We start from the raw sequence: 23,562 nt of genomic DNA, 5'->3' as shown, positions 1-23,562 counted from the left end.
TCCGTGGGCTACCGCTGCCGGGGGTTTACCTTGCTGGAATTGATGATCGTGATGGTCGTGGTCGGCGTTTTGCTGGGCATGGTGAGCCTCGTCGGTGGGGGCAGTCCCGCGCGCCAGGTCAGGCAGGAAGCCGAGGCGATGGTGCAGGTGATTCATCAGTTGCGTGAGCGTGCGGTGTTCGAGGGCCAGGAGTATGGCCTGCGGCTGAGCGCCGAAGGCTATCGGGTGATGCATCTCGGTGTTCGTGGATGGGAGCCGGTGAAGGTGCTGACTGACTGGCCGCTGAGCGTGCGAGTACGTTTTCAGCAGGACGGCTATGCGGTAGGGCTGGACGCTGACGAAGGTCCGCCGCAGTTGCTGCTGCTCAGCAACGATGAAACCAGCGCCTTCACGCTGACCTTCGAGTCCGGCAACAGGACCTCGCTGAGCCTGTCCGGCGATGGCATCGGCGAGGTGGTGATCGATGGCTAGCCGGCGATCCTTGTCGTCCATGGGCGGTTTCACGCTGCTGGAAATCATGGTGGCGCTGGCGGTCTTCGCGACCCTGGCAGCTGCCGTGTTGTCAGCCAGTCAATACGTGGTCAAACAGCGCGACGCCGTTGAGGCGCGACTGTTCGCAACGTGGCTGGCGGACAACCGGTTGAACGAGTTGCGCCTGCAAGCCGGATTGGCGGCCGGCCGGCAACAGCAGGTGGTGTCCATGGATCAGCGCGACTGGGTGTTGCATCAACACCTCAGCGCCACCGGTGATCCACGTTTGCTCCAGGTCGACATTCAAGTCAGCCCCGCAAACAGTACGCAGGCGTTGCACCGTGCCCGAGGCTGGATACCGGCGGCTCATGAATAAGCAGCGCGGGCTCACCTTGCTGGAGCTGGTCATCGCCCTGGCGATCTTCGCCGTATTGGGGCTGGCCAGTTGGGGCTTGTTCGATAGCGTGGTGCGGGTGCAACGGGGCGCGACGGCCCATGAGCGAGAACTCAGGAGCCTGCAACGAGCGGTGGCGGTGATCGAGCGGGATTTGCTGCATGTCACTGCGCAGCCGATGGTGCTCGCACCGCCGCTTTTGCAGTTCCAGCGCAGTCACTGGCGCAATCCGCTGGACCAGCCGCGCAGTGAGCTTCAGGCGCTGACCTATCGACTCGACGGCGGCGTGCTGTGGCGCGAAAGCCAGGGCGAAGGCACAGAACTCGTGCAGCGGCAAAAACTCCTGGAAGGGGTGCGTGAGTTGCGCTGGCGTCTGTTCGACAGGCAGTCCGGCTGGGTCGCTCATTGGTCGTCCGGGCAGGACGCGAAGGCGCCCCTGGCGCTGGAGGTGCAAGTCTCGGTCGGGCGCTTCGAGTCGATTCGTCGGGTGTTGCCGATGCCGGGTGCATTGCCATGAACGGGCATCAACGCGGCATTGCGTTGATCAGTGTGTTGCTGGTCCTGAGCCTGGCGCTGTTGATCACCGGGGGCTTGTTGCGCAGCCATCACCTGTCGCTGCAAAGCACCGGGCAACAATTACAGCAGATACACCTGCGCCAACTCGCATCGGGTGGGGAAACCTGGGCGTTGTTGCTGTTGCGCGACGCGTTGCAGGACACGGAAAAACCCGTCGAGCGGATCCAGGGCTGGACGGCCATGGCACCGGGTTTCGAAGTTGAAGATGCGCAGATTCGAATCGATATCGATGACCTCGCCGGGCGCTTCAATCTCAATGCGTTGTTACGCCAGGGGCAGGTGGATCAGGTCACCCTCAAGCGTTGGGCACGCCTGCTTGAGCTGCTCGATCTTGCTCCGGTGCAACTGAGCCAGGTCGGGCCGCTGCGGGAACTGAGCCAGTTGCGCTTGCTGCCTGGCATTAACGCTCGCCTGCTGCAGCGGCTGGAGCCTTGGGTGACGCTGTTGCCGACCGACACAGCCTTGAACATCAACACCGCACCGGCCCTGCTGTTGAGAACACTCGGTGAGGTGGACGCCGCGACCGCCGATGCGCTGACGCGCCAGGCGGCAACAACGCCCTGGGCGAGCGTCCAGGCGTTTACGCAGAACCCATTGCTCTCCGGGAAAGGCTTGAGCAGCCACGGGCTTGGAACCCGTAGCAGCTGGTATCGGATCAGCGTGCAGGTGACCCGGGACGGGCGCGAACTGCACCTGGCTACGGATGTCGGGTACGACCCCAAGACTCAACAGCTGACGGTGCTGCAACGACGTTTTCTACCCATGAGTCGCCACGAGAGGCCGCAATGAATACTTGGCTTTACCTGACCGCCGAAGGCCAGGACGCGCCATCCGCACTCTGGCCTTGCGTGCTGTGGTCCCCAACCGGTCAACGCCAGCCGATGCCACTGAATCAGGCGGCCTCGGCATTGCAGGGGAAATCGGTCGATGTACTGCTGCCCATGGAAATGTGCAGTTGGGTATGCAGCGACCCGTGGCCGGCCCGGCGCAAGCCCCAGCCCCAGGCCATTGCCTACGCCGTGGAAGATCAACTGAGTGAAGCGCTGGAGGTTGTGCATCTGGGTGTTGGCGCTCGTGATCGTGACGGCTGCTACCCGGTCATGGTCATTGGCCGGGAACGGTTGGCCGCCGTGCTCGCTTTGCTGCGCGAGGCGGGTATTGAGGTGCGCGGGGTTTTCGTTGATGCCGATGTACTGTCCGGCGATCAGCCGAGCGGTGTGTGGTGGTTCGGTCGTTGGTTGTTGGGTGGAGACCGATCGGCGCGCATGGCGTTGTCGCAAGACAATCTGGCCTTACTCACCCCGTTGTTGCCCAAGGACATGCAATGGCTGGACGAGCGTGAGGACCCCGCTGCAATCGATCGATGCCTGAGCCTTCGTCCAACCCTGGCCATCAACCTGTTGCAAGGCGCGTTTGCTCCACGGGGCAAGCCCCTGCTTTGGCGTGCCGGCGGGTTGGCGCTGTTGATGCTGGCGCTGTTGAGCTGGGGCGCCAGTGAAGCGCGAATCGGCTTCCTCGACAGCGAGGTGCGCCATCTCACCAGTCAAAATGAACAGCAATTCAAGGCGCTTTACCCTGATCAGAGCCGCATCGTCGACATGGCCGCGCAACTCAAGGCGCTGCAAAGCCAGCCTGTCGAATCGCAAAACACACGCATCGCGGGGCTGGTCCGGTTGATCGAGCAGGTGATCGGCGCCAGTCCGGTCGAGGTCCAGCGCATCGAGTTACGAGCAGGCGAAGGCTGGAAAATCCAGCTGACTGCCAGCGGCTTTGCCGAGCTGGAGCAGTTGCGTGAGCGCGGACGACAACAAGGCATGCCCGTGCGGCTCGATAGCGCAAATAGAGCTGCTGACCGGGTGCACGCTACCCTCATCGTGGAGGACGAGGCATGAAGCAGATTTGGCGGCGAACTTCCACGCGCGAACAACAGCTGTTGCTGGTGTTGGGCGTGTTTTTGTTGACGGTTGTGGCCTTCAGCCTGATCTGGCAGCCGACCCGGCAGCGGCTGGAGGACGTCGAGCGACAGTATCAACAGCAAATGGCCTTGGTCGCGCAACTGCAAAGGGCGCAACCGCGTAGCCATGTCGCCGTTGACACCGATCAGCCGCTATCTCTGCGCGTCAGCGAAAGCGCCACGGCGGCGGGGCTGGAAATCCGGCAGATGGAGACCGACAGCGATCTGATGCGCCTGACCCTCAATGGCGATTCACAAACATTGCTGCAGTGGCTCGACGGCATGGAGCGCAGCGGTGTCGCGCTGCAATCGCTGACGCTGGAAAAACTTGACGATGCTTTGGAGGCGCGGCTGGTGCTCAAGTAGTTGCACTTCCGCTCAATGAAGAACGCCCGGCTTATGCTGGGCGCTTTTCATTGTGCAGACTTTCAGTGTCCGATGAGCTGTTCGGCGTAGCGCGCGATCACGTGATCGAAAGCTTTTTGCTCAAGAATGCTGTTAGAGCGAATTGCAGCAACAAGGCGGGTCAGGTCTTCCTCACTGGCCTGTGTGATGAACTCGTCATCGAATAAGCCACGAATTGTGCTCTGCCGGCGATTGTTGAGGTAGGCAATATCGAGTGCCAGCACTTCAATCATTTTCGTGGCCGGCAAATCGTCCCGCTCGGTCGCTTGAATTTCGCCGGTCTGCAGATAGCGGAAACGGTGTTCGCAATGCTCATCCATTGGAGAGATATGCTGCGCTTCGTCAAACCAATTGCCTTTGCGATGACCGCAGTGCAACGGATTGCCAGGTGTTGTCTCTCGCAGGCAGGAGGCGTGGAGGTTGTGGTACTCCAATGCCAACGCCTCATAGTGTTCTTGAGGCCTGAAGTGTTCAATATGACTGCTGGCAGCATCTATCTCTCTACCGCAGTAGCAACAGAAGAAGCCCTGTTCTTGCAGCAAACTGTTGTGCAAATCACGCTTTTGCGGATTTTGCAGTGTTGGATAAGTAGGATTCCACTCTTCGTTTGCCGAGCTTTTCCATCTTGTAAATGAAGCGGGTTCAATTCCTTTGAGCACTCGTTTCATTTGCCGAGGATCTCCTTGCGCCTGATCAGCGCCTCTGCTCCAGCGAACTCCGGTAGATCAGGGGCTCTCAACCTCAGTGCCTTGAGTTGCGCCTTGGCTTTCTTCAGGTCGTTGTCTTCCAGTGTTGAAAACAGTTCCGAGAGCAATTTTTCAATTTCGGGTTCGCGTTGGGTAACCCCCATCACTTCCTCCAGCACGCTGCTGGAGTCCAGACCATAAGTGACTCTAGGGTGGGATGGATCGCCGTTGTGCAGAACGATGACTTCTTCGGGTTGGAGGCTGCCGATGATTTGAGGGGAGTGGCTGGCGGCGATGAACTGGACTTTCGGGAAAGCTTGTTTCAGTGCAGGCACGATGTTGCGTTGCCAGGCTGGGTGAAGATGGATGTCCAATTCGTCGATGATGACTACGCCTGAAGTGTTTTTCAGGACGTCCTTGCCCATGTGGGGGTTGAGGATGCACATGCGACGGGCGATGTCGGCGAAAAGGGCGACCATGCCTCGCTGGCCGTCACTGAGGTTGTTGAAGGGAATGGTTGTACCTCCTTCAACATCTATCAGTAGGCTTTGAAGTCTGAGGTCGTAACGAAGGTCTTTTGCATTCGGCAGAGCTATCTCGATTGCTTGATTGACCAACGCCAGTTCGTCATCGAATGTCGATGTTACCGTTTTTGAATCCAGCAAATTTTGCATGCGTTCGAGCGTCTTGCCGATCAGCCAACTTTCGAAGTCTTTTAAGTCAGTAACTGCATCAAACCAGTTCGTGTAACCATCCAGGCGGGAGATTTTTTGTTGTGCCGCAAACTCGGCCGAAATATTTGCGCCTTTCCATTGACGATTAGATCGATAGAAAGCGAGAACAGGTAGCTCGACACTTTCTCCGAGATCGAACCTTGCGAGCTCTTTATCTGTTGCGAGCATTAAATCGAGGTCTGCCAAAGGTGGGAGATGCTCACCCGCTTGAGTGGTTTCCCATTTATTGACTCCTAAGATATCTCCCTTAGCTACAAGCAGAAGCGGGAACTCTCTTTCGAAGCGGCTACGACTTTCAAATTTGTTGATGACAAAGCGCACGTCGTTCTGGTCTAAGCCGATTGGCTGTGGTTTTATCGAATTCGCATATTCAATGAACGAAACGGCCACCGCCTGCAACAACGAAGTCTTCCCGCTCCCATTAACCCCCACCACCAGATTGAAACCCGGCTGAAAGTCGAAAGTGGCATCTTCGTAGCAACGAAAATTCTGAATGTGGAGACGGTCCAGGCGCATTCTGGCTTCCCTTTACCAAGACTGACGAATGCCGTCAGTGTACCTTGGCTCGCGATTACCGCTAGGGTGCAGTTGTGGCTAAACCTGCGCTGTACTCGGCAGCAGCGGCAACTTCGCCAGCTTCAACGCGATCAGCAGCGCAATCACCAGCAGCGTGCCGATGAACAGCCCGATCCCGTTCCATCCGGCCAAGTGCCAGAACACGCCGCCCGCCGTGCCGGCAATGCTCGACCCGGCGTAGTAGCTGAACAGGTAGAGCGACGACGCCTGCCCCTTGGCCTTGGTGGCGCGGCGGCCGATCCAGCTGCTGGCCACCGAATGGGCACCGAAGAAGCCGAAGGTGAACACCAGCATGCCGATGATCACCAGCGACAGCGGTGTGAACATCGTCAGGGCCAGGCCGGCGATCATCAGCGCAATGGTGCTCCAGAGCATTTTGCGTCGACCGAGTTTGTCGGCCAGGGCGCCGATTTTCGCCGAACTGTAGATGCCTGACAGGTACACCACCGAGAGCATGCCGACGAACGCCTGTTCCATGTGATAGGGCTCGGCCAGCAGGCGGTAGCCGATGTAGTTGAACAGCGTGACGAACGCGCCCATCAGCACGAAGGCTTCGAGGAACAGCAGCGGCAGGCCGGCGTCGCGAAAGTGCATGGTGAAGCCGTCGAGCAGGCTGCGTGGGTGCAGCGAGCGGGCGCGGAAGTTGCGCGACTCGGGGAGGATTTTCCAGAACACCGCCGCCGCAATCAGGGCCAGGCCGCCAATCACCAGCATTGCCGTGTGCCAACTGACGAAGTCGATCAGTACCCCGGTGATCAAGCGCCCGCTCATCCCGCCAATCGCGTTGCCGCCGATGTACAGACCCATCGCCAGGCCGATGTGCTGCGGGTGGATCTCTTCACTCAGGTACGTCATGGCGACCGCCGCCAGACCACTCAATGACAGGCCCACCAACGCCCGCATCGCCAGCACAGCATGCCAGCTCGGCAGCATCGCGCTGGCAAGGGTGCACAAGGCGGCGGCGAACAGCGCGGCAACCATCACCGGTTTGCGCCCGACGCGGTCGGAGATGGGGCCGGTGATCAGCAGGCCGAAAGCGAGCATGCCGGTGGCCACCGAGAGGATCAGGCTGCTTTGCGCCGCGTTAATGGAATATTCGTGGGACAACAGCGGCATCATCGGTTGCACGCAGTAGAGCAGGGCGAAGGTCGCGAAGCCGCCGCAGAACAGTGCCAGCACGGTGCGCATGAACGCCTGCGTGCCTTTCTCGATGTAGATCTCTGCCAGCTCAACGGCGATATCGTCCTGCGTTGCGGGGGGAATTTCATGGGCGAGTGGGGCGACAGCAGTTTTCACGTTGGACCTCGGAGGACGCAGCCGGTCAGGCAATGAAAAAAAGCATATAGCTGGCTAATGATTCAATCCAATATATTGTTCGACCTGTTTGATAGCTTTTACGACCTAATGAGGTTTTCATGGAATTGCGTCATCTGCGCTACTTCATCGCCGTCGCCGAAGAACTGCACTTCGGCCGCGCCGCACAAGTGCTGGGGATCTCCCAGCCACCGCTGAGCCAGCAAATTCAGGCGCTGGAGCAGGAAGTCGGCGCGCGGCTGTTCGAGCGTACCAATCGTCGGGTCGAGCTGAGCGAGGCCGGTCGGCTGTTCCTGGAAGAGGCGCGACTGGTGCTGGCGCAGGTCGACAAAGCGGCGGATGTCGCGCGACGGGCGCAACTGGGCGAATTGGGTGAATTGAAGATTGGCTTCACCTCGTCGGCCCCGTTCAACTCGACCATTCCCCAAGCGATTTTCTCTTTTCGCCAGCGCTTCCCGGCGGTGCACCTGAACCTGCGGGAAATGAGCAGTACTCAGGTGGCCGATGCGCTGGTGGATGAATCGATTGAGGTCGGCATCATGCGCCCGCTCGGATTGCCGGATTGCCTTAGCGTGGTCGAGTTGATGCGTGAGCCGCTGGTTGCGGTGCTCAGCTCCAAGCACCCGTTGGTGCATGGCAGTGAAGAGGGCTTGTTTCTGTCAGCCCTGGCCCTCGAGCCCTTTGTGTTTTTTCCACGCAGCTATGGCAGTGGCCTGTATGCGCAGCTGCTCAGCCTGGCCCGTGACTCCGGTTTCAGCCCGCACTTCGCCCAGGAGGCCGGTGAGGCGATGACCATCATCGGGCTGGTGGCGGCAGGGCTTGGTGTGTCGGTGCTGCCGGCGTCTTATCAGCGGATGCGTATTGATGGTGTGGTCTACCGCCCGTTGCTCGATCCGGCGGCGGTGTCGGCGGTGTGGCTGGTGCAGCGCAAGGACCAGAAGTCGGCGATGGCGCGGGCGTTTGTGGAGTTGTTGACGCGTAAGCTGACGCCCTGAGACTCAACTTTGTTGGGTGATGGCCTTTAGCCTTGATCAGATCGGCCGATAATTGTTTCTGCATTCATCAAACTATGGAGAAACAGGATGTTCAAGCAGTTAACCTTCACCGCTTTGCTGGCACTGACCGCTCTGACTGGTGGTTGTGCTTCGGTAAAAATGGCGGATGAAAGCCAGGACGCTCAGGCCAAAACATTCCAGGTGGCCCCGGATAAAGCCCACATCTACGTGTATCGCAACGAAAGCATGGGCGCCGGCGTGAAAATGCCGGTGGCGCTGAACGGCAAGCCTGTAGGCCAGACCGTCGCCAAGTCTTATCTGATGCTTTCGGTCCCGGCCGGTCAGCAGACCTTGGTATCTTCCGCAGAAAACGATTCGGAACTGAAACTCACCGCTGAAGCGGGCAAAAATTACTTTGTCTGGCAGGAAGTGAAAGTGGGTTTCATCAAGGCGCGTAACAGCCTGCAAGTCGTCGACGACCAGACCGGCCGCGCCGGCGTCGCTGAAAGCAAACTGATTCAAGCTCAGTAAGCGTTCCGACAACCCCCGCACACAGCGCGGGGGTTGATTCGCTTTGTCCGAGAGAGCACAAAAAAGCCCACCTGTACGGACCTGGAATGTCCAATCCAGCGGGATGCTTCACCCCCAGTCGTGGGACATTTCTGAAATCCTGCGCAAAGGCTACAGCGCCTTGCGGCGCTGCCTACAACTACTCCAGAATCCGCCGGCTTGTGCGCTTTGAGGGCCATCGGTAGCTTGATCCGGGTCACTGATTGTCAGTGATCGGGTTTAGCAGCCCGTAGTTTTGTGACGCGTATGAGCGCTCCTGAAAGGCAGGTATTTCCATACCTGCTCTTGACGGCCGCTGTGCGCAGGGCGCCTTCGGGTGCGCCGGTTCACTTAACCCGGTCTGCTAACCTGCGTACAGCTGCCACCCTTATGATCAGTAGCGATTCGGTGTGGCCCCCACTTTCAGGATGCTGAATCATGACCAATACGCCAAACCCACCGGATACCGATCGGGACGCGCCACACCAACCCAGCCCCCTCTTCCTCATCGCTCCCGATATCGACAACCACACCCTGCTGGAATACGCCTGCGTGTCGCTGGCCTCGGCAAACGTCATGGCGAGTGACTTCGCCAGAGACTTGAAGGGATCGCAGGGCCACACCCTGCTGGGCATTCAGCAGTCGATCATGCTGGGGGAAATGGCGGTGAATCGGGTGTTGGATAACCTTGATCCACCATGACAGGTCCGGGGGGCAAGAGCCCCTGTAGGAGCGAGCTTGCTCGCGAAAAACGTCCGGGCAACGCGTTCATTCAGGCAGCACGCGTTATCGTTGACGTCCATCGCGAGCAAGCTCGCTCCTACAGCCAGCGCTTGAAAATCAGCGAAGTATTCACCCCGCCAAACGCAAAGTTGTTGTTCATCACGTACCGGTTACTCATCTGCCGAAACTCACCGCGCAGGTAGTCGAGCTTGCCGCAATGCGGGTCGACTTCGTCGAGGTTGAAGGTGTGGGCGTAGAGGTCGCGGTTCATCATTTCGATGCTGAACCACGATTCCAGCGCACCGCAGGCGCCGAGGGTGTGGCCGAGGAAGCTCTTTTGCGAGCTGATTGGCATGTGCTCGCCGAACAGGCTGCTGGTGGCCAGGGTTTCGGCAATGTCGCCCTGTTCGGTGGCGGTGCCGTGGCCGTTGACGTAGCCGATGTCCGAAGGCTTCAGCCCGGCGTCTTCCAGGGCCAGTTCCATGGCCCGGCGCATGGTGACTTGTTCGGGGCGGGTGGTGTGCTGGCCGTCGGCGTTGCTGCCGAAACCGACGATTTCGGCATGGATGTGTGCACCGCGCGCCAGGGCGTGCTCCAGTTCTTCGAGCACCAGCATGCCGCCGCCTTCACCGATGACCAGGCCGTCGCGTGCGGAGTCGTACGGGCGTGGGCTGCGTTGTGGGGTGTCGTTTTTCAGGCTGGTGGCGTAGAGCGCGTCGAAGACCATGGCTTCGGTGGGGCACAGTTCTTCGGCACCACCGGCGAGCATCAGCGGCAGGCGCCCGAACTTGATCGCCTCGTAGGCATAGCCGATGCCCTGACTGCCGCTGGTGCAGGCGCTGGAGGTGGGAATCAGGCGGCCGGTGAGACCGAAGAAGATGCTGATATTGGCTGCCGTGGTGTGCGGCATCATGCGCACGTAGGAATTGGCGTTCAGGCCCTCGGCCACCGAGTTGAGCAGCATGTTGCCGAAGGCTTTGATCTCGTCGGTGCTGCCGGTGGAGGAGCCGCAGGCGACGCCCATGCGCCCGTCCTTGATCGACTCGTCACCCAACAGGCCGGCATCGGCCAGCGCCATCTCCGCCGCGCCCACAGCCAGCCGCGAAACCCGGCCCATGCTGCGCAGTTGCTTGCGGGTCCAGTGGTTCGGCACCTTGAAGTCATCGACGGGGCCGGCAAGACGGGTGTTGAGCTCGGTAAAGCGATCCCACTCGTCCATCCGGCGGATGCCGCTGCGGTTGGCCGCGAAGTTGCCGGCGATGGTTTCCCAGTCGTTGCCCAGCGAGGTAATGCCGGCCATGCCGGTGACGACGACACGCTTCATCAGCACAGGCCTCCGTTGACGGCCAGAACCTGCCGGGTGATGTACGAGGCTTCTGCCGACATCAGGAAATTCACCGCGCCGGCGACCTCTTCAGGGGTGCCCATGCGTTGTGCAGGGATCATTTTCATCAATTCTTCCAGCGGCACGTTTTCGTCGAGCATGGCTGTGTCGATCAGACCGGGTGCGACACAGTTAACGGTGATTTTGCGCTTGCCCAGTTCGATCGCCAATGCCTTGGCCGCGCCGATCAACCCGGCCTTGGAGGCGCTGTAGTTGACCTGACCACGGTTGCCGATCAGCCCCGACACCGAGGTGATGCAGACAATTCGCCCGGCGGCGCGACGACGGATCATCGGCATCATCACCGGGTGCAGCACGTTGTAGAAACCGTCGAGATTGGTGCGCATCACCACATCCCAATCGTCCTCGCTCAGGGCTGGAAAGGCTCCGTCGCGGGTCAGGCCGGCATTGAGCACTACACCGTAATAGGCGCCATGTGTTTCCACGTCGGCTTCGAGAATTTCTTTGCAACGGGCACGGTCGGACACGTCGAACTGCAGGATGCGCGCACGACGGCCCAAGGCCTCGATTTCGGTTTTGACAGCTTCGGCATCCGCCAGGCCGCTGCGGCAATGCAGCACGATGTCGTGCCCGGCCTGGGCCAGACGCAAGGCAATGGCGCGGCCGATGCCACGGCTGGAACCGGTGACCAGTACGGATTCAGTCATGACTGGACTCCTTCGGATTCATGGAGATATTGAGCAGCCTGGGGTGGGCGGTACACGTTCAGACGGGCGCTGGCGTGAATGCCGGGGGCGTTGATGTGGCATTCGAACACGCCCATGCCGTTATCGTCTTCCAGGGAGCGGATGCCGTGGATGGTCAACTCGGTGCCGGCGGGAAAACTTTCGACGTTGCATTCGAACTTGCGGCTGCCGAGCAGGAAACCCAACTCCACCGCATCACCGCGCTGACGTGCATGGCAACCGGCGAAGGCGGCCACGCTCTGGGCCATCAGTTCGATGCCGACCCAGGCCGGCAGACCACCGTCGGGGCGGTTGAACAGGCCATCGGGCTTGACGGTCAGGCGGGTGTGAATCTGCTCTTCATCAAACGCCAGGATCTGATCGATAAGGATCATGTCGCCAGCGTGGGGCAGCAGTTCGGCGAGCGGCCAGTCAATCATGGGGCGTCTCCGATTATCAGGCTGACGTTGTTGCCACCGAAGGCGAAGGAATTGCTCATCAGGTAGCGCGGTGCAATGGACGCCAGGCGCGTGGCCGGGGTCACCCAATTCAGTGCAGGCAGTTGCGGGTCGGGTTGACCATCCCACACATGGGGGGGCAGGGCATGCCCGGGGTTGTCCGTACTCAGGCTTAACCAGCAGAACGCCGCTTCCAGTGCGCCGGCGGCCCCGAGGGTGTGGCCGGTCATCGGTTTGCTAGACGAGCAGGGCACGCCGGCCGGGAACAGCGTCGCCACGGCCTGGCTTTCCATGGCGTCGTTGTGCTGGGTGGCGGTGCCGTGCAGGTTCAGGTAAGTGATCTGCTCCGGTTGCAGGTTGGCGCGGTCCAGGGCTTTGCGCATGGCTTGCAGGGCACCGCGGCCGGTGGGTTCCGGCGCGGAAATATGGTGCGCATCGGAGCTGGCGCCGCTGCCGAGCAGGGCAATCGCTTGCTTGTCGCCCGCGCTGCGGGTCATCAGGAACAGCACCGCTGCTTCGCCGATGTTGATGCCGTTGCGGTTCACCGAGAACGGATTGCAGCGTTGTCCGGACACCGCTTCCAGGGCATGGAAACCATTGAGTGTCAGTTTGCACAGGGTGTCGACACCGCCGCACAGCACCGCGTCGCAGACGCCCAGCTCCAACAGGCGCCGGGCGCTCATCAGTGCCCGGGCGCTGGAGGTGCAGGCCGTGGAAATGACATAGGCCGGCCCGCTCAATTGCAGCCACTCGGCGAGAAAGTTCGCCGGCGCAGCGAGCTCTTGTTGCTGGTAGTCGTACTCAGGCGGGAACTGCTGCTCGCGCAGGTAATGGGCCAGGCCCTGGCTGGCTTCGTCGATCCCCGAAGTGCTGGTGCCGAGCACGATACCGATGCGGCCGCCGCCGTACGTCTGGATCGCGCTGTCGATGTCCTGGCGGATTTGCAGCGCGGCTTCCAGCAACAATTGATTGTTGCGGCTGTGATGCCTGGACAGTGCGGCCGGGATCGCTGGCAACTCGCCATGGACTGCACCGACCGGCAACGATCGCTCTGGCACCCATCCGGCGGCTTCGCGCATGCCGGAGCAGTCGCCGGCAAACAGGTTGCGCGCGACTTCCTGCTTGCCGCGGCCCAGAGCGCAGACCAAACCGAGGGCATTGAGGTAAGCCGTCATGGCGTTTCACCGCTCAGGGGGGTGACTTGATAGGTCGGACCTTTCGGAAACTGCAATTCAAAGTTCTGCGGTTGTGCGTAGCGGATGTCCCAGCGCTCGGGCAGGGACCGTTGTTTGCCGTGTTGCCAGGCGCCGGGATAGTTGGCCGCCAGTTCATCTTTCGGCGTCAGCGCAAACAGCAGCGCCGCGAACAGCTCCCGGGCTTCCGGATTGGGTGGCAGGAAACCATCGGACTCCCAGGTTTTATCGATCAATTTCTGGCGGGCCTGGGGAATGCCCAACAGGTCCATCATCGACCAGCGAATACCGGGCTCTTCGCGCTGGATCACCAGCACCCAGTCCTGGCGTTTTTCGGCCTGCAAGCGCTGGATGTGCAATTGCAACGGCAACGGCAGATCCGGATTGTGCACGGGCAGCGGCGCCCGGCCGGCGCAGGCGCTCAGCAGCAGGGCCGCGGCAAGTAGCAGAAGTCGCAATACACCGACTACCCCTGTGGGAGCGGGCTTGCTCGCGAAAGCGGCAGTACATCCGGCATATCCGCTGGCTGACCCACCGCTTTCGCGAGCAAGCCCGCTCCCACAGGTTTGGTATTTCAAGCGACTGGCAATGAACATCACACAGTTCCTTCAAAAGGTTTGCGCGCCACCACATTGACCAGGGTTTCTTCCCGTTGGCCAAAGGGTTTTGGCTTGCACACACCCAAGTATTCGAGCAGGCCAAAATCCTTGGCGCGACTCCACCACAGATACGGATAAGACACGTTTTGCGCGGTAAATTCGAAACCCTGTTGTCGGATCATTTGCAGATACTGCGCAGCGCTTTTCTGCACGTGCATCGGGTGGCGAAACAACCAGCGGATCACCCAGGTATCAATGTAAGCCTCGGTGGATTCGGCGAACAGCAGATAACCGCCGGGTTTGAGCACACGGTAGAACTCGGCGAGTGCCTGTTCCTGCTCCACCAGATGATGGAAGGTCTGGTGACAGAGCAGCAGGTCGATACTGGCGTCCGGCAGGTTGAGGCTGGCGCAGTCGCTGCCGATCAACTCCACTTCCATGCCCTGACGGACCGCTTCTTCGCGGCTCTGGTTCAGGCTGTGGGGATCAGCATCGACGCCAATCAGACGACCGGGCGCAAAGGCCTGGCGCAGCAGCGGGAATGACTTGCCCTGGCCGCATCCGGCATCCAGCAGCACCGGGCTGACAGGCAGCGCTTCGCTGAACAGGCCGCGCAAATCATTGATCGCCAGCCGCAGCACATAGTGTTGCCAGATCCGGCTGCGCAAGAACCACAAACCGAAACGGGTTTCTTCGACGTAGTTGTCGCTCAAGTAGTTCATGACGCATCCCTTGCACAGAACTCTGATATCACCTTCAACCGGCGTCTGGCTTCGCTGACGAACGGGTTGCGTGGATCCCAGGCATATCCGGCAAGAATGGAGCTGATCATCCCGCGGATTTCCGGCGAACTGCTCTCATGGAAAATCACGTCCTGGAACGTCCCGGCGTACCAGCCTTCGACGTAGCAACGGAAGGTGTCGACGCCGCGCTTGAGCGGTTCGGCGAACTCCTTTTGCCAGTCGACGGCTTCGCCCAGCAGTTGGCGGTGCAATACCCCGGCAGCCATGCTCGCCGAACGCATGGCGATCGTCACCCCGGAGGAAAACACCGGGTCGAGGAATTCCGCCGCATTGCCCAGCAGCGCGAAGCCCGGACCGTGCAGGGTTTTGACGTTGGCCGAGTAACCGCCGATGGTTCGGGCCGCGGTATCCCACTGCGCATTTTGCAACACGCTGGCCAGACTTGGTGTTTCGGCGATAAAGCCGCGCAGGCACTCGTCCAGATTGTCGCTGCGGCCGGCGAAACGTTCCTCTGCGGCGACCACGCCGACCGAGCAGCGCCCGTTGCTGAACGGGATGGTCCAGAACCACACGTCGCGTTGGGTCGGATGAGTGGTCACGAGGATCTTGCTGCGGTCGAAGGCCGGGTGGTCGATACGGTCTTCGACGTGGGTGAACACGGCTTTGCGCAGCGGGAAGTTCGACGGCGCCTCGAGGTCGAGCAAGCGCGGCAGTACACGACCGTAACCACTGGCATCGAGCAGGAAAGCAGCCTCGACGCGGTACTCGCTACCGTCTTCGCGACGTACGCCGAGCTGCGGTTTTTCCGGGACGATGTCGACGCTGACGATGGTCTCGCCATAGCGGATTTCCACGCCTTGCAGCGTGGCCTGATCGGCCAGCAGCTTATCGAAATCGGCGCGCTGGACCTGAAATGTCGTGGATTTGCCGTGGCTGAACGTCTCGCCGAAATCGAACGCGCTGTAACGTTCGCCCCAGGCAAACGCGGCGCCGGTTTTCAGCTGGAAGCCGGCGGCGTTGACAGCGTCGAGCATGCCCGCTTCCTCGACGAAGTCCAGGCAGTGCGCCAACAGGCTTTCACCGATGGAAAACCGTGGAAAATGCTGACGCTCGATCACCAGTACATCGTGTCCCTTGCGCTTGAGCAATGCGGCGGCAATGGCACCGGAAGGACCGGCACCGATGACCACAACCTGGCGACATTCCATTTCAACGATTGGCATGGGGGCTCCTTGCCGGGACAGCGGTTTTCAGGGGGATACGGTGCATGCCGGCCAGGGCCGGCAACAGTGTTGCGATCAGGCCCATCAGCATCAGGGCAAAATACAGCGGCGGGCTGATGAGTTGCTGTTGCAGCAGCAGGTTGAGAAAAACGATCTCGCTCAAGCCACGGATGTTCAGCAGCACGCTTTCCCGCCAGCGACTGGCGCCCTTGAACGAGGCCCCGGCCCAGCCGAGGCCGAGCCAGTTGCCCAGCAGTTTGCTCAGCATCGGCAACAGCAACAGGGCTAGCAGTTGCACCCAGCCGAGGCTGTCCATCGCGCTGTGCACGTTGATCTGCACAATGCCGAACGTGAGGATCAGCGGGATGGCGATGTACGTCTGCAAGCGGCTCATCCACAAGGCTGGCAACGGCAGCACGAGGGGAGCTTTCAACGCCGCCATGATCAGCACATAACCGATGCCGAAAATCAGCGCATTGAGCTTGTAGTGTTCGGCGACGACCAGCAGGGCGAAAAAGCCCAGGCTGTAAAGCCAGGTCTGGCGCAGGCCCAGCAGCCGCAGCAACACTGGCAGGCAGGCGCCGGCCAGTGGCAGCAGCAGGCTGCTCAGGTGCAGGCTGCCCTGGGCGATGCCAAACAGGGTCCAGCAGGCGAGGTCGATGAGGATCGCGGTTTGCACCAGGCGCCGGGTGGCGCCGGGCGGGTAATCGATGTGCCGCAGGTACAGGTACAACACCGGAATCGCGGTGATGGCGAACAACAGGCCGACGGCCAGCGAGCTGATCCACGGTTGCGGCGGCAACAGCCAGATTGCCGTGGTCAGGCCGCAGGCAAACGGAATGCAAAAACTGGGCAGGGCGATTTTCAGGCTCTGGCGGTCCAGTTGCAGGTCGATCACATCGCTGAGGATGTAGCCCAGCAACAGGGCAAAACTCAGGCTGTAGAGGTTCTTCAGCCAGCCCGGCGACACCAGCTGCGCACCGCTCAACTGCCATTGCGGCTCGATCCAGAAGTACATCAACAGCGGCAAGCCGAGTGTTGCCAGCAACAACTGGCTGACGATGGGAATCAGGCCAAAATGCCGGCCGGCACGGGTCGCCAGTGCGAACAACGCCAGCGCCATCGCCCAGAACAGAACGACCATCACGCTGCCCGTTCCACAGTAGTGGCCTCATGCACCTGTCGGCCGGCCCACGGCGCGAGCAGGAAGCTGAAGATCAGGCCGAGGCTCACCGACAGTCCGAAATTGCTCACCGCCGGGGTACTCGACACCGCCAGCAGACCGAACGACAGCCAGGTGGTCAACGCCGCCAGCAAGGTGCCCAGCAGGCTCACGGCGGCGCCGCCGACCTGTTCGCGCATCAGGATCGCGTAATCGACGCTGATCGCCGTCACCAGCAGCAGGCCGAACAGACTGAACAGCGTCAACGGCTGCCCCAGCCAGCCAAGACTGGCCAGGCTGCACAACGCCGCCAACAGCGGCAGGGCGACGATACGCAACGCACCGCCGAGGCCGAATGGCAGGATCAGCACCAGCACGATCAGCACGCAGGAGGCGAGTTTCAGTTCGGCGGCACTGATTTGGGTGGCTGCGAAGACGTTGTTCAATTCACCCAGTCGATCCACCAGTGTCACGCCGGGTAAATCCTCGCCCTGGAGTCGCAGCAGGGCCGGGTTGTTGATGCCTTGCAGGCTGACCATCGCCGCCACGCCGTCATCGGTCGGCCCCAGCCACAGGGCCCGGTAGGGTTCCGCCAGCGGGCCGCTGAGCGCGGTGTCGATGTCCACGGCAGGCAATGCCTGTAACTTTGTCAGCTCGGCTTGCAACGCCTCGGCCGGTACACCGATGTCGAGCAACGGTTGCCAGAACACCGGCAGTTTGTTCAACGCTTCGCGCACCTGTTGCTGTTGGTTCGGCGGGCTGACCAGCTGATTGAGCGACAGATAACCCTGGAGCTTTTCCAGGCCAATCAATGGGTCCAGTCGTTCGCTCAAGGCGGTCTGGCGTTCAAGCAGTTGCTGCTGGTTGGCGGCGCGTATCAGGAAGAACTGGCTGGTGGGTTGATAGCCGGTGATCCGTGCAATGGTCCGGGCTTCGTCGGTCAGTTGTTGCGGCGCGCTGATCCACTGGCGGATGTCGTTTTTGCTGTTCAGCTGTAACAGGCCGCCCACGCAAAAGGCGATCAGCAGCGCCAGCAGGACGGGGGTTTTCGCCCGTTCGAGCAGCGCTGCGCGGCAGTCCAGCAACAGTTCGCAAACGCGCAATGGCCACTGCGCCGGGCGCAGGTCCAGGCCCTTGAGCAATGCCGGCAACAGGCACACGGCGGACAGATAGGCGCCGAGCAAACCGGCGGCAGAGAACGCGGCAATCTGGGTCAGCGCCGGGAAGGGTGTCCAGGCCAGGGCCAGATAACCGATACCGCTGGTGATCAGGCTCAGGGTCAGCCCGGGCAAAGTCATGCGCAGGGCCGGCCAGCTGCGCCAGGGTTTCAGGCTCCAACTCTTGGACAGGTAGTGCAACGGGTAGTCGACCGCGACACCGATCAGGCTCGAACCCAGCACCAGCGTCATCACGTGCATATGGCCGAACAGCGCCACGCAGGCCACCGCACCGAAGAGCATGCCCACCAGCACCGGCACGAACGCCAGCAAGACGCGCCAGCGCCGGAAGGCCAGCAGCAGCAACAACAGAATCCCGAGGGTGGCTCCGCCGCCGACCCAGGTCATCTCCCGGGTGGCCTGCTGCTGTCCGCTGGCTGCGTACAGCAAGCCGCTGGCGGCGAGCAGTTGCACGTCGTGCCGCGCAGCCTCTTCGCGGCTGTGCTTGAGCAAGTCGGCCACCTGCAGTGGCAGGTTCATGTCGAAAGCGTTGCCGGTGGTGCGCGCGCGCAGCAGCACCCAGCTCTTGCCATCGGCATCGGCAATCAAGGCGCCGCTGCCGATGTCCAGTTGTACCGAACCGCGTTGCGGCTGGCTGTTCTGGATGCGCCCGGTCAGGCCGAGCCAGTCGTCCTGGCTCGGCACCAGGCTGAAACCGTTGAACGGGTCGAACAACGCCTGTACGCGTTGCTGGATAAAGGTGTCGGGGTGTTCGATCAGTAGTTGTCGGTCCGCCGCCGAGAGCATCGCCAGGCGACCTTGCAGCAATTGCGTGCGCAGCGCCGGCAAGTCGGCTTGCAGGGTCCACTGGACCTTTTCGAACAAGCCGCTGGCCTGCCACTGCTCGCCGAGTGTTTGCGCCATGGCGACGGCTTGCTGGCGATCGGCGTGGCCGACCAGCACCAGCATTTCGCGATTCAGCGGTTCTTGCATGCGTTGTTCGGCGCGCAGTTCCAGGGCGTCGGGCGCCGTGCCGGGTACCAGTTCCATCAGGTTGGCTGACAGCGGCGCGCCGTCATGCCATTGCCAACCGGCGAGCGCCAGTACTGCCAGCAGCAGGAGCAGGAACAGCCGTGGCAGTAAGCGTTCACTCGGCAAAGTCATGTTGCTCCGCGTCGCTCAACGGTTGGGCGCTGGTGCTGTCCTGCATGCGCAACAACGTACTGTCGCCCTGGGTTTCGAGCAGTTGGATGCTGTGCACCAGTTCTGCGCCGGTAATGTTGATCTGGTTGAACACCTGCTTGAGCAGCATCGAACGCGGCACCAGCGTGAGCTTCCAGTTCTGCGCGTCGCCGCTCAGGGACAACTCGAAATCCCGTTGCAGCCCGCTGCTGTCGCCTTGCAGCACGGCGAGGAACAAACGGTTCTGCTCGGCACCGGCACTTTTGCCCGGCAGCATTTGCCAAACAATGCCGTCACGCCGGGCAATGCCTTTGGCGGTGATGCGATAGTCCTGTTGCAGTGGCGTTTTCAGCAGCCACAACAAGCCGTGGTTTTTCGCCAGGACAAACGTGCCCTTGCTGGTCAGCGGCTGGGGCAGGGCGCGCAGGTGTTTTTCCTGGATGAAATTGCCGTGGATCACCTCGGGTTTTGCCAGTTGATCGCTGAGTTGTTGCAGGTCGAAGGCATGGGCCAGTCCAGGAATGCCCAGTAACACGCAGAACACTGTAGGAGCGAGCTTGCTCGCGAAAAACCTGAGGGCGCCGCGGACTGTCAGGTGCCCGGTGTCATCGTTAACGACCATCGCGAGCAAGCTCGCTCCTACAGGGGAACAGGGAGGGCAGAACATCATGCCAGCACCCTTTCAACCGCTTCGGTGAACACGGTCGGGGAGGCCAGTTGCATCTCGCGGCTGGCGAGGTCGACGGCGACTTGTACCGACATGGCCCGGGTCAAGCGCTCACCGGTTTGCAGATCGCTGATCAGGTAGTTGATCTTCAAGCGGTTCTCCCATTCCACCAGGTTGGCGCGCACGTTCAGTTTCTGGCCGAATACTGCACCGCGCACGTAGCGCAATTGCAGGTCGATCACCGGCCACGCGTAGCCTGACTCGGACATGGCAGTGTAGTTGTGGCCGATCTTGTCCAGCAGCGCACAGCGGGCGACTTCCAGGTATTTGACGTAATGGCCGTGCCAGACGACGTGCATGCTGTCGACGTCAAAGAACGGTACGACGATTTCCGTGTCGGTGTGCAGAAATCCCTTGCTACGCATGCAGCCTCCAGTGTTGTTCGGCGATGCGTTGCAGGCACAGGCGCAATTCGCTTTCCAGCGCGCGGTCTTCGATGACCGGTGGGAAGTCCTTGGCCAACGCTTCATGCATGGCGGCCAAAGCGGGTGGCAGTGGTCGTGCATCTTCGGCCTGGCCGCGTAGCCAGACGCCCTGATTGGCCGCCAGCAACGTGGCCGCTGCCACCTGTTCGGTGAGCTCCAGCACGCGGATCGCATCCCGGGCGGCGATGGTGCCCATGCTCACTTTGTCCTGGTTGTGGCACTCGGTGGAGCGCGAGAAAACGCTGGCCGGCATGGTATTTTTCAGCGCTTCGGCGGTCCAGGCGCTGGTGCCGATCTGCACGGCCTTGAAGCCGTGGTTGAGCATGGCGCGGTCAGCCGTGGCGCCGGACAGGTTGCTCGGCAAACCATGGTTGTAACGCTCATCCACCAGCAGCGCGAGTTGCCGATCCAACAGGTCGGCGACGTTGGCCACGAGGTTTTTCAGGCTGTCCATGGCGAATGCGATGTGCCCGCCGTAGAAGTGCCCGCCGTGCAGCACCCGCTCGGCTTCGGCGTCGATGATCGGGTTGTCGTTGGCGCTGTTGAGTTCGATCTCGATGAACGAACGCAGCCAGTTCAGACTGTCGGCCAGCACGCCCAGCACATGGGGCGCGCAACGCAGGGAGTAGCGGTCTTGCAGGCGATGCAACGGTGCGGTCGGTGCGTCGATGGCCAGATCCTTGCGCAGCCACGCGGCGACCTGCATCTGCCCCGGATGTGGCTTGGCAGCGAACAGGCGCTCGTCGAAGTGTTCCGGGTTGCCTTGCAGGGCGACAACATTGAGCGCGGTGATACGCGTGGCCAGTTGCAGCAGGTAATCGGCACGGGCGTAAGCCAGGCAGGCCAGACCGGTCATCACGGCGGTGCCGTTCATCAGCGCCAGGGCTTCCTTCGGACGCAACACCAGTGGCTGCCAGCCGAGTTCGCGGTGCACATCGGCAGCCTGCCGGCGTTCGCCGCGGAACAGCACTTCGCGTTCGCCGGACAGTGTGGCGGCAACGTACGAAAGCGGTGTCAGGTCACCGCTGGCGCCCACCGAACCCTCTTCCGGAATCAGCGGCAGGATGTCGTGTTCAAGGAACGCTTGCAGGCGCTCCAGCAGCTCCACGCGGACCCCGGAAACACCGTGGCACAACGACTGCAAGCGCGCCGCCAATACCGCACGGGTGGCCTGGGCGTCGAGCAGTTTGCCCAAGCCGCAGCCGTGGAACGTGAATAGATGACGGGGCAGCGCCTCGACATGATGCAGCGGTACCGCGACCACGCAGGAATCGCCATAACCGGTGGTCACGCCGTAGATCACGCCTTCCTTGTCCAGCAGGGAATCGAGGAACTGCGCACCTTTGGCGATGCGCCGGCGGAACTCGGGATCGCCCTGTAACTGCGTCGGCACCTGACGGTTGGCCAGGGCCAGCACGTCTTCGATGCGCAAAGGGAGTTCGCCGAAGGTTACCGGCTCAAGCGTTGGCGTCGTCATCAGTCTTCCAGAAAGGGTAAAAGTTGAACCATTGTTGGGGCGCTTCGAGGCAATAGTGACTCAGGCGCTCGGCGTAGCGGGAGGCCCACTGATGAATGACCTGCTCGCGGTCGCTGCGTTTCCAGGTGATTGCGTCAGCGAACGGCTCGATGGTCAGTCGATAGTCGCCGTCGGGCTTTTTCAGGCACAACAGCAAGTTGATCGGGCATTTCAGCAGGCCGGCCAGCAACCACGGGCCTTGGGGGAACCTGGCCGGATGACCGAGGAAGTCCACAGTCACGCTGCGTCCGCCATGCAATGGCACGCGGTCGCCGGCAATCGCCAGCCACTCGCCGCGCTCCAGGCGTTCGCTCAATTGCAGCATGATCCCCGGGTCCAGTTCGCTGACCTGGATCAGGCGCAGTCTGGTCGCCCCGGCCTCGCCCAGCAATCGATTGAACTGTTCGGCGTGCTTGGTGTGCACCAGCACGTTCATCGTGACCTTCTCGCCGATTTCCGCCAGTGCGCGGCAGACTTCCAGATTGCCCAGGTGTGCGCCCACCAGCATCTGCCCGCGGGCACCACGCAACTGGTCACGCAGCAATGCCGGGTCGACGATTTCGATTTGCTCGATGCTCAGCTTGCCGCTCCATACGTCGAGTTTGTCGAGCATGGAATCGGCGAAGGCCATGAACTGGCCGAACACTCGCCAATGGGTCGGGCGCAATTCGCTGCGATCACTCCAGTCGGCCAGGCGTTGCTGATATTGCCAGGCGCTTTTGCGGGCGCTGCGACCGAACAGGAAAAAGTACAACACGATGCCGTATAACAACGGGCTCAGCAGGCGCCGGCCCAGCACTTTGGCGCCGAACGCGGTGAGTTTCATCAGCCAGAAACTGCCCCGCTCTTCGCGATCGGCCCAGTGTTGATTGTCTGCGCTCATGCTCGCCACCGTCGCCAGAGGATCATCGGCGCACGCAGCAACATGCCGAAGAACAGCCGCGTGTGCATGCTGGAAATCAGCACGTTGTCGTGGAACATCCGAAAATGCGAAACGCCGTCCAGCGGATAGTGGACTTTGGTATGCAGCCATTGCATCGGCTGATTGCGCCAGGCCAGGCGCACCAGGATGTCCGAGTCGAAGTCCATGCGCTTGCCGATTTTCGCTGATTCGATCAACGCCAGGACTGGCGGTAAGGGGTAAACCCGGAAACCGCACATGGAGTCGCGAATCTGCAACGACAGGGTGTTGATCCAGACCATGACGTGCGTCAGGTAGCGCGCATATAAACGGCCTTTCGGCACGCTGGCGTCGTACTGCGGGTAGCCACAAATCACCGCCTCTGGGTGGGCGCGTGAATGTTCGATGAAGCGTTTGACGTCCTGCAAATCGTGCTGGCCATCGGCATCCACCTGCAGGGCGTGGCTGAAGCCCAGACGCGAAGCTTCGCGCAAGCCGGTCATGACCGCGCCACCCTTGCCCTGGTTTTCGGCGAGGCGGATCAGGTAAACCATTTCACGTTGGGCCAGACGATCCAGCACCCGGGCGCAGCGTGGGCTGCTGGCATCGTCCACCAGAATGCACGGCAGATGGCTGGCGATCAGGGCATCGACTACGGTGGTGATGGCCGTTTCGTGGTTGTACACCGGGACAATGGCGCAGGGGCTATGCATGTTGGTGTACACCTGAGGGACCGAGGTGTCTGCTTCGCGAGCAAGCCCGCTCCCACACTGGATTTGTGAACGCCGTGGACCTCATGTGGGAGCGGGCTTGCTCGCGAATGAGTGCG

The 23,562-nt window shown here is 61.3% G+C and carries 26 protein-coding genes; 9 read left to right on the top strand and 17 right to left on the bottom strand.

Annotated features, from left to right (window positions below; all coding sequences use genetic code 11):
- Positions 1 to 3 precede the first annotated feature (3 nt).
- The 6 genes from gspH to gspM are packed head-to-tail and all read left to right on the top strand — an operon-like array spanning position 4 to position 3,761.
- Positions 4 to 471 (top strand): type II secretion system minor pseudopilin GspH, encoded by a 468-nt coding sequence (gene gspH, locus ABIA48_RS12905; RefSeq protein WP_429489082.1) that lies wholly within the window; start codon positions 4 to 6, stop codon positions 469 to 471.
- Entirely contained in the window at positions 464 to 847 is a 384-nt protein-coding gene (gene gspI / locus ABIA48_RS12900; protein ID WP_429489080.1) for a type II secretion system minor pseudopilin GspI, read from the top strand. The genes gspH and gspI overlap by 8 nt, the downstream gene beginning before the upstream one ends.
- Entirely contained in the window at positions 840 to 1,382 is a 543-nt protein-coding gene (locus ABIA48_RS12895; RefSeq protein WP_429489078.1) for a type II secretion system protein GspJ, read from the top strand. Before gspI ends, ABIA48_RS12895 begins: the two co-directional genes overlap by 8 nt.
- A complete protein-coding gene (locus tag ABIA48_RS12890) occupies positions 1,379 to 2,230 on the top strand; it encodes a type II secretion system protein GspK (protein WP_429489076.1) in 852 nt (283 codons plus the stop codon). Before ABIA48_RS12895 ends, ABIA48_RS12890 begins: the two co-directional genes overlap by 4 nt.
- Positions 2,227 to 3,333, top strand: a complete 1,107-nt coding sequence (gspL, locus tag ABIA48_RS12885) for a type II secretion system protein GspL (protein ID WP_429489074.1) — start codon at positions 2,227 to 2,229, stop codon at positions 3,331 to 3,333. Before ABIA48_RS12890 ends, gspL begins: the two co-directional genes overlap by 4 nt.
- Complete coding sequence (gspM, locus tag ABIA48_RS12880) at positions 3,330 to 3,761, top strand: type II secretion system protein GspM (protein WP_429489072.1); 432 nt, start codon at positions 3,330 to 3,332, stop codon at positions 3,759 to 3,761. The genes gspL and gspM overlap by 4 nt, the downstream gene beginning before the upstream one ends.
- A 62-nt stretch (positions 3,762 to 3,823) precedes the next feature.
- On the opposite strand, the gene ABIA48_RS12875 is transcribed toward gspM, so the two are convergent.
- From ABIA48_RS12875 to ABIA48_RS12865, 3 genes are all read right to left on the bottom strand, one after another.
- A complete protein-coding gene (locus ABIA48_RS12875) occupies positions 3,824 to 4,468 on the bottom strand; it encodes a retron system putative HNH endonuclease (protein ID WP_429489070.1) in 645 nt (214 codons plus the stop codon).
- Positions 4,465 to 5,736 (bottom strand): AAA family ATPase, encoded by a 1,272-nt coding sequence (locus ABIA48_RS12870; protein WP_429489068.1) that lies wholly within the window; start codon positions 5,734 to 5,736, stop codon positions 4,465 to 4,467. Before ABIA48_RS12870 ends, ABIA48_RS12875 begins: the two co-directional genes overlap by 4 nt.
- Before the next feature lie 78 nt (positions 5,737 to 5,814).
- The gene (locus ABIA48_RS12865) at positions 5,815 to 7,059 is read right to left on the bottom strand and encodes an MFS transporter (protein WP_429492860.1); all 1,245 of its coding nucleotides are present in this window, start codon (positions 7,057 to 7,059) and stop codon (positions 5,815 to 5,817) included.
- Between the two features lie 152 nt (positions 7,060 to 7,211).
- Between ABIA48_RS12865 and ABIA48_RS12860 the strand changes: the two genes are divergently transcribed.
- The 3 genes from ABIA48_RS12860 (at position 7,212) to ABIA48_RS12850 (ending at position 9,356) form a co-directional block, all read left to right on the top strand.
- Positions 7,212 to 8,105, top strand: a complete 894-nt coding sequence (locus ABIA48_RS12860) for a LysR substrate-binding domain-containing protein (RefSeq protein WP_429489066.1) — start codon at positions 7,212 to 7,214, stop codon at positions 8,103 to 8,105.
- An 87-nt stretch (positions 8,106 to 8,192) separates the two neighbouring features.
- Entirely contained in the window at positions 8,193 to 8,636 is a 444-nt protein-coding gene (locus ABIA48_RS12855) for a DUF2846 domain-containing protein (protein ID WP_429489064.1), read from the top strand.
- Between the two features lie 456 nt (positions 8,637 to 9,092).
- Complete coding sequence (locus ABIA48_RS12850; RefSeq protein ID WP_429489062.1) at positions 9,093 to 9,356, top strand: DUF6124 family protein; 264 nt, start codon at positions 9,093 to 9,095, stop codon at positions 9,354 to 9,356.
- Positions 9,357 to 9,474: 118 nt separating this feature from the next.
- Here ABIA48_RS12850 and ABIA48_RS12845 read toward each other — a convergent pair whose 3' ends face one another.
- From ABIA48_RS12845 to ABIA48_RS12780, 14 genes are read right to left on the bottom strand one after another with little or no spacing between them, the layout of a single operon-like run.
- Entirely contained in the window at positions 9,475 to 10,701 is a 1,227-nt protein-coding gene (locus ABIA48_RS12845; protein WP_429489060.1) for a beta-ketoacyl-ACP synthase, read from the bottom strand.
- Positions 10,701 to 11,429 carry a 3-oxoacyl-ACP reductase FabG gene (gene fabG, locus ABIA48_RS12840; protein ID WP_204930815.1) on the bottom strand — a complete coding sequence of 243 codons (729 nt, stop codon included), beginning with the start codon at positions 11,427 to 11,429 and terminating at the stop codon, positions 10,701 to 10,703. Before fabG ends, ABIA48_RS12845 begins: the two co-directional genes overlap by 1 nt.
- Positions 11,426 to 11,887, bottom strand: a complete 462-nt coding sequence (locus ABIA48_RS12835; RefSeq protein ID WP_204930812.1) for a hotdog family protein — start codon at positions 11,885 to 11,887, stop codon at positions 11,426 to 11,428. Before ABIA48_RS12835 ends, fabG begins: the two co-directional genes overlap by 4 nt.
- A complete protein-coding gene (locus tag ABIA48_RS12830; protein ID WP_429489057.1) occupies positions 11,884 to 13,080 on the bottom strand; it encodes a beta-ketoacyl-[acyl-carrier-protein] synthase family protein in 1,197 nt (398 codons plus the stop codon). The genes ABIA48_RS12835 and ABIA48_RS12830 overlap by 4 nt, the downstream gene beginning before the upstream one ends.
- Positions 13,077 to 13,694 carry a hypothetical protein gene (locus ABIA48_RS12825; protein ID WP_429489055.1) on the bottom strand — a complete coding sequence of 206 codons (618 nt, stop codon included), beginning with the start codon at positions 13,692 to 13,694 and terminating at the stop codon, positions 13,077 to 13,079. The genes ABIA48_RS12830 and ABIA48_RS12825 overlap by 4 nt, the downstream gene beginning before the upstream one ends.
- Entirely contained in the window at positions 13,694 to 14,419 is a 726-nt protein-coding gene (locus ABIA48_RS12820; RefSeq protein WP_429489053.1) for a class I SAM-dependent methyltransferase, read from the bottom strand. Before ABIA48_RS12820 ends, ABIA48_RS12825 begins: the two co-directional genes overlap by 1 nt.
- The gene (locus ABIA48_RS12815) at positions 14,416 to 15,663 is read right to left on the bottom strand and encodes an NAD(P)/FAD-dependent oxidoreductase (RefSeq protein ID WP_429489051.1); all 1,248 of its coding nucleotides are present in this window, start codon (positions 15,661 to 15,663) and stop codon (positions 14,416 to 14,418) included. The genes ABIA48_RS12820 and ABIA48_RS12815 overlap by 4 nt, the downstream gene beginning before the upstream one ends.
- The gene (locus ABIA48_RS12810; protein ID WP_429492858.1) at positions 15,650 to 16,807 is read right to left on the bottom strand and encodes a sodium:proton antiporter; all 1,158 of its coding nucleotides are present in this window, start codon (positions 16,805 to 16,807) and stop codon (positions 15,650 to 15,652) included. The genes ABIA48_RS12815 and ABIA48_RS12810 overlap by 14 nt, the downstream gene beginning before the upstream one ends.
- The gene (locus ABIA48_RS12805) at positions 16,807 to 19,146 is read right to left on the bottom strand and encodes an MMPL family transporter (RefSeq protein WP_429489049.1); all 2,340 of its coding nucleotides are present in this window, start codon (positions 19,144 to 19,146) and stop codon (positions 16,807 to 16,809) included. The genes ABIA48_RS12810 and ABIA48_RS12805 overlap by 1 nt, the downstream gene beginning before the upstream one ends.
- Positions 19,130 to 19,834: an outer membrane lipoprotein carrier protein LolA gene (locus ABIA48_RS12800; protein WP_429489047.1), complete on the bottom strand. Its 705-nt coding sequence runs from the start codon at positions 19,832 to 19,834 to the stop codon at positions 19,130 to 19,132. Before ABIA48_RS12800 ends, ABIA48_RS12805 begins: the two co-directional genes overlap by 17 nt.
- Positions 19,831 to 20,256: an acyl-CoA thioesterase gene (locus ABIA48_RS12795; protein WP_429489046.1), complete on the bottom strand. Its 426-nt coding sequence runs from the start codon at positions 20,254 to 20,256 to the stop codon at positions 19,831 to 19,833. The genes ABIA48_RS12800 and ABIA48_RS12795 overlap by 4 nt, the downstream gene beginning before the upstream one ends.
- Positions 20,249 to 21,793 carry an HAL/PAL/TAL family ammonia-lyase gene (locus ABIA48_RS12790; protein WP_429489044.1) on the bottom strand — a complete coding sequence of 515 codons (1,545 nt, stop codon included), beginning with the start codon at positions 21,791 to 21,793 and terminating at the stop codon, positions 20,249 to 20,251. The genes ABIA48_RS12795 and ABIA48_RS12790 overlap by 8 nt, the downstream gene beginning before the upstream one ends.
- The gene (locus ABIA48_RS12785; protein WP_429489042.1) at positions 21,774 to 22,715 is read right to left on the bottom strand and encodes a glycosyl transferase; all 942 of its coding nucleotides are present in this window, start codon (positions 22,713 to 22,715) and stop codon (positions 21,774 to 21,776) included. The genes ABIA48_RS12790 and ABIA48_RS12785 overlap by 20 nt, the downstream gene beginning before the upstream one ends.
- Positions 22,712 to 23,446 (bottom strand): glycosyltransferase family 2 protein, encoded by a 735-nt coding sequence (locus ABIA48_RS12780; protein WP_007992320.1) that lies wholly within the window; start codon positions 23,444 to 23,446, stop codon positions 22,712 to 22,714. Before ABIA48_RS12780 ends, ABIA48_RS12785 begins: the two co-directional genes overlap by 4 nt.
- Positions 23,447 to 23,562 lie beyond the last annotated feature (116 nt).

Origin of the sequence: Pseudomonas sp. S30_BP2TU TE3576 (assembly GCF_050436025.1) — a bacterium.
Classification (GTDB): domain Bacteria; phylum Pseudomonadota; class Gammaproteobacteria; order Pseudomonadales; family Pseudomonadaceae; genus Aquipseudomonas.
This window is presented reverse-complemented; position numbering and strand designations above follow the sequence as displayed.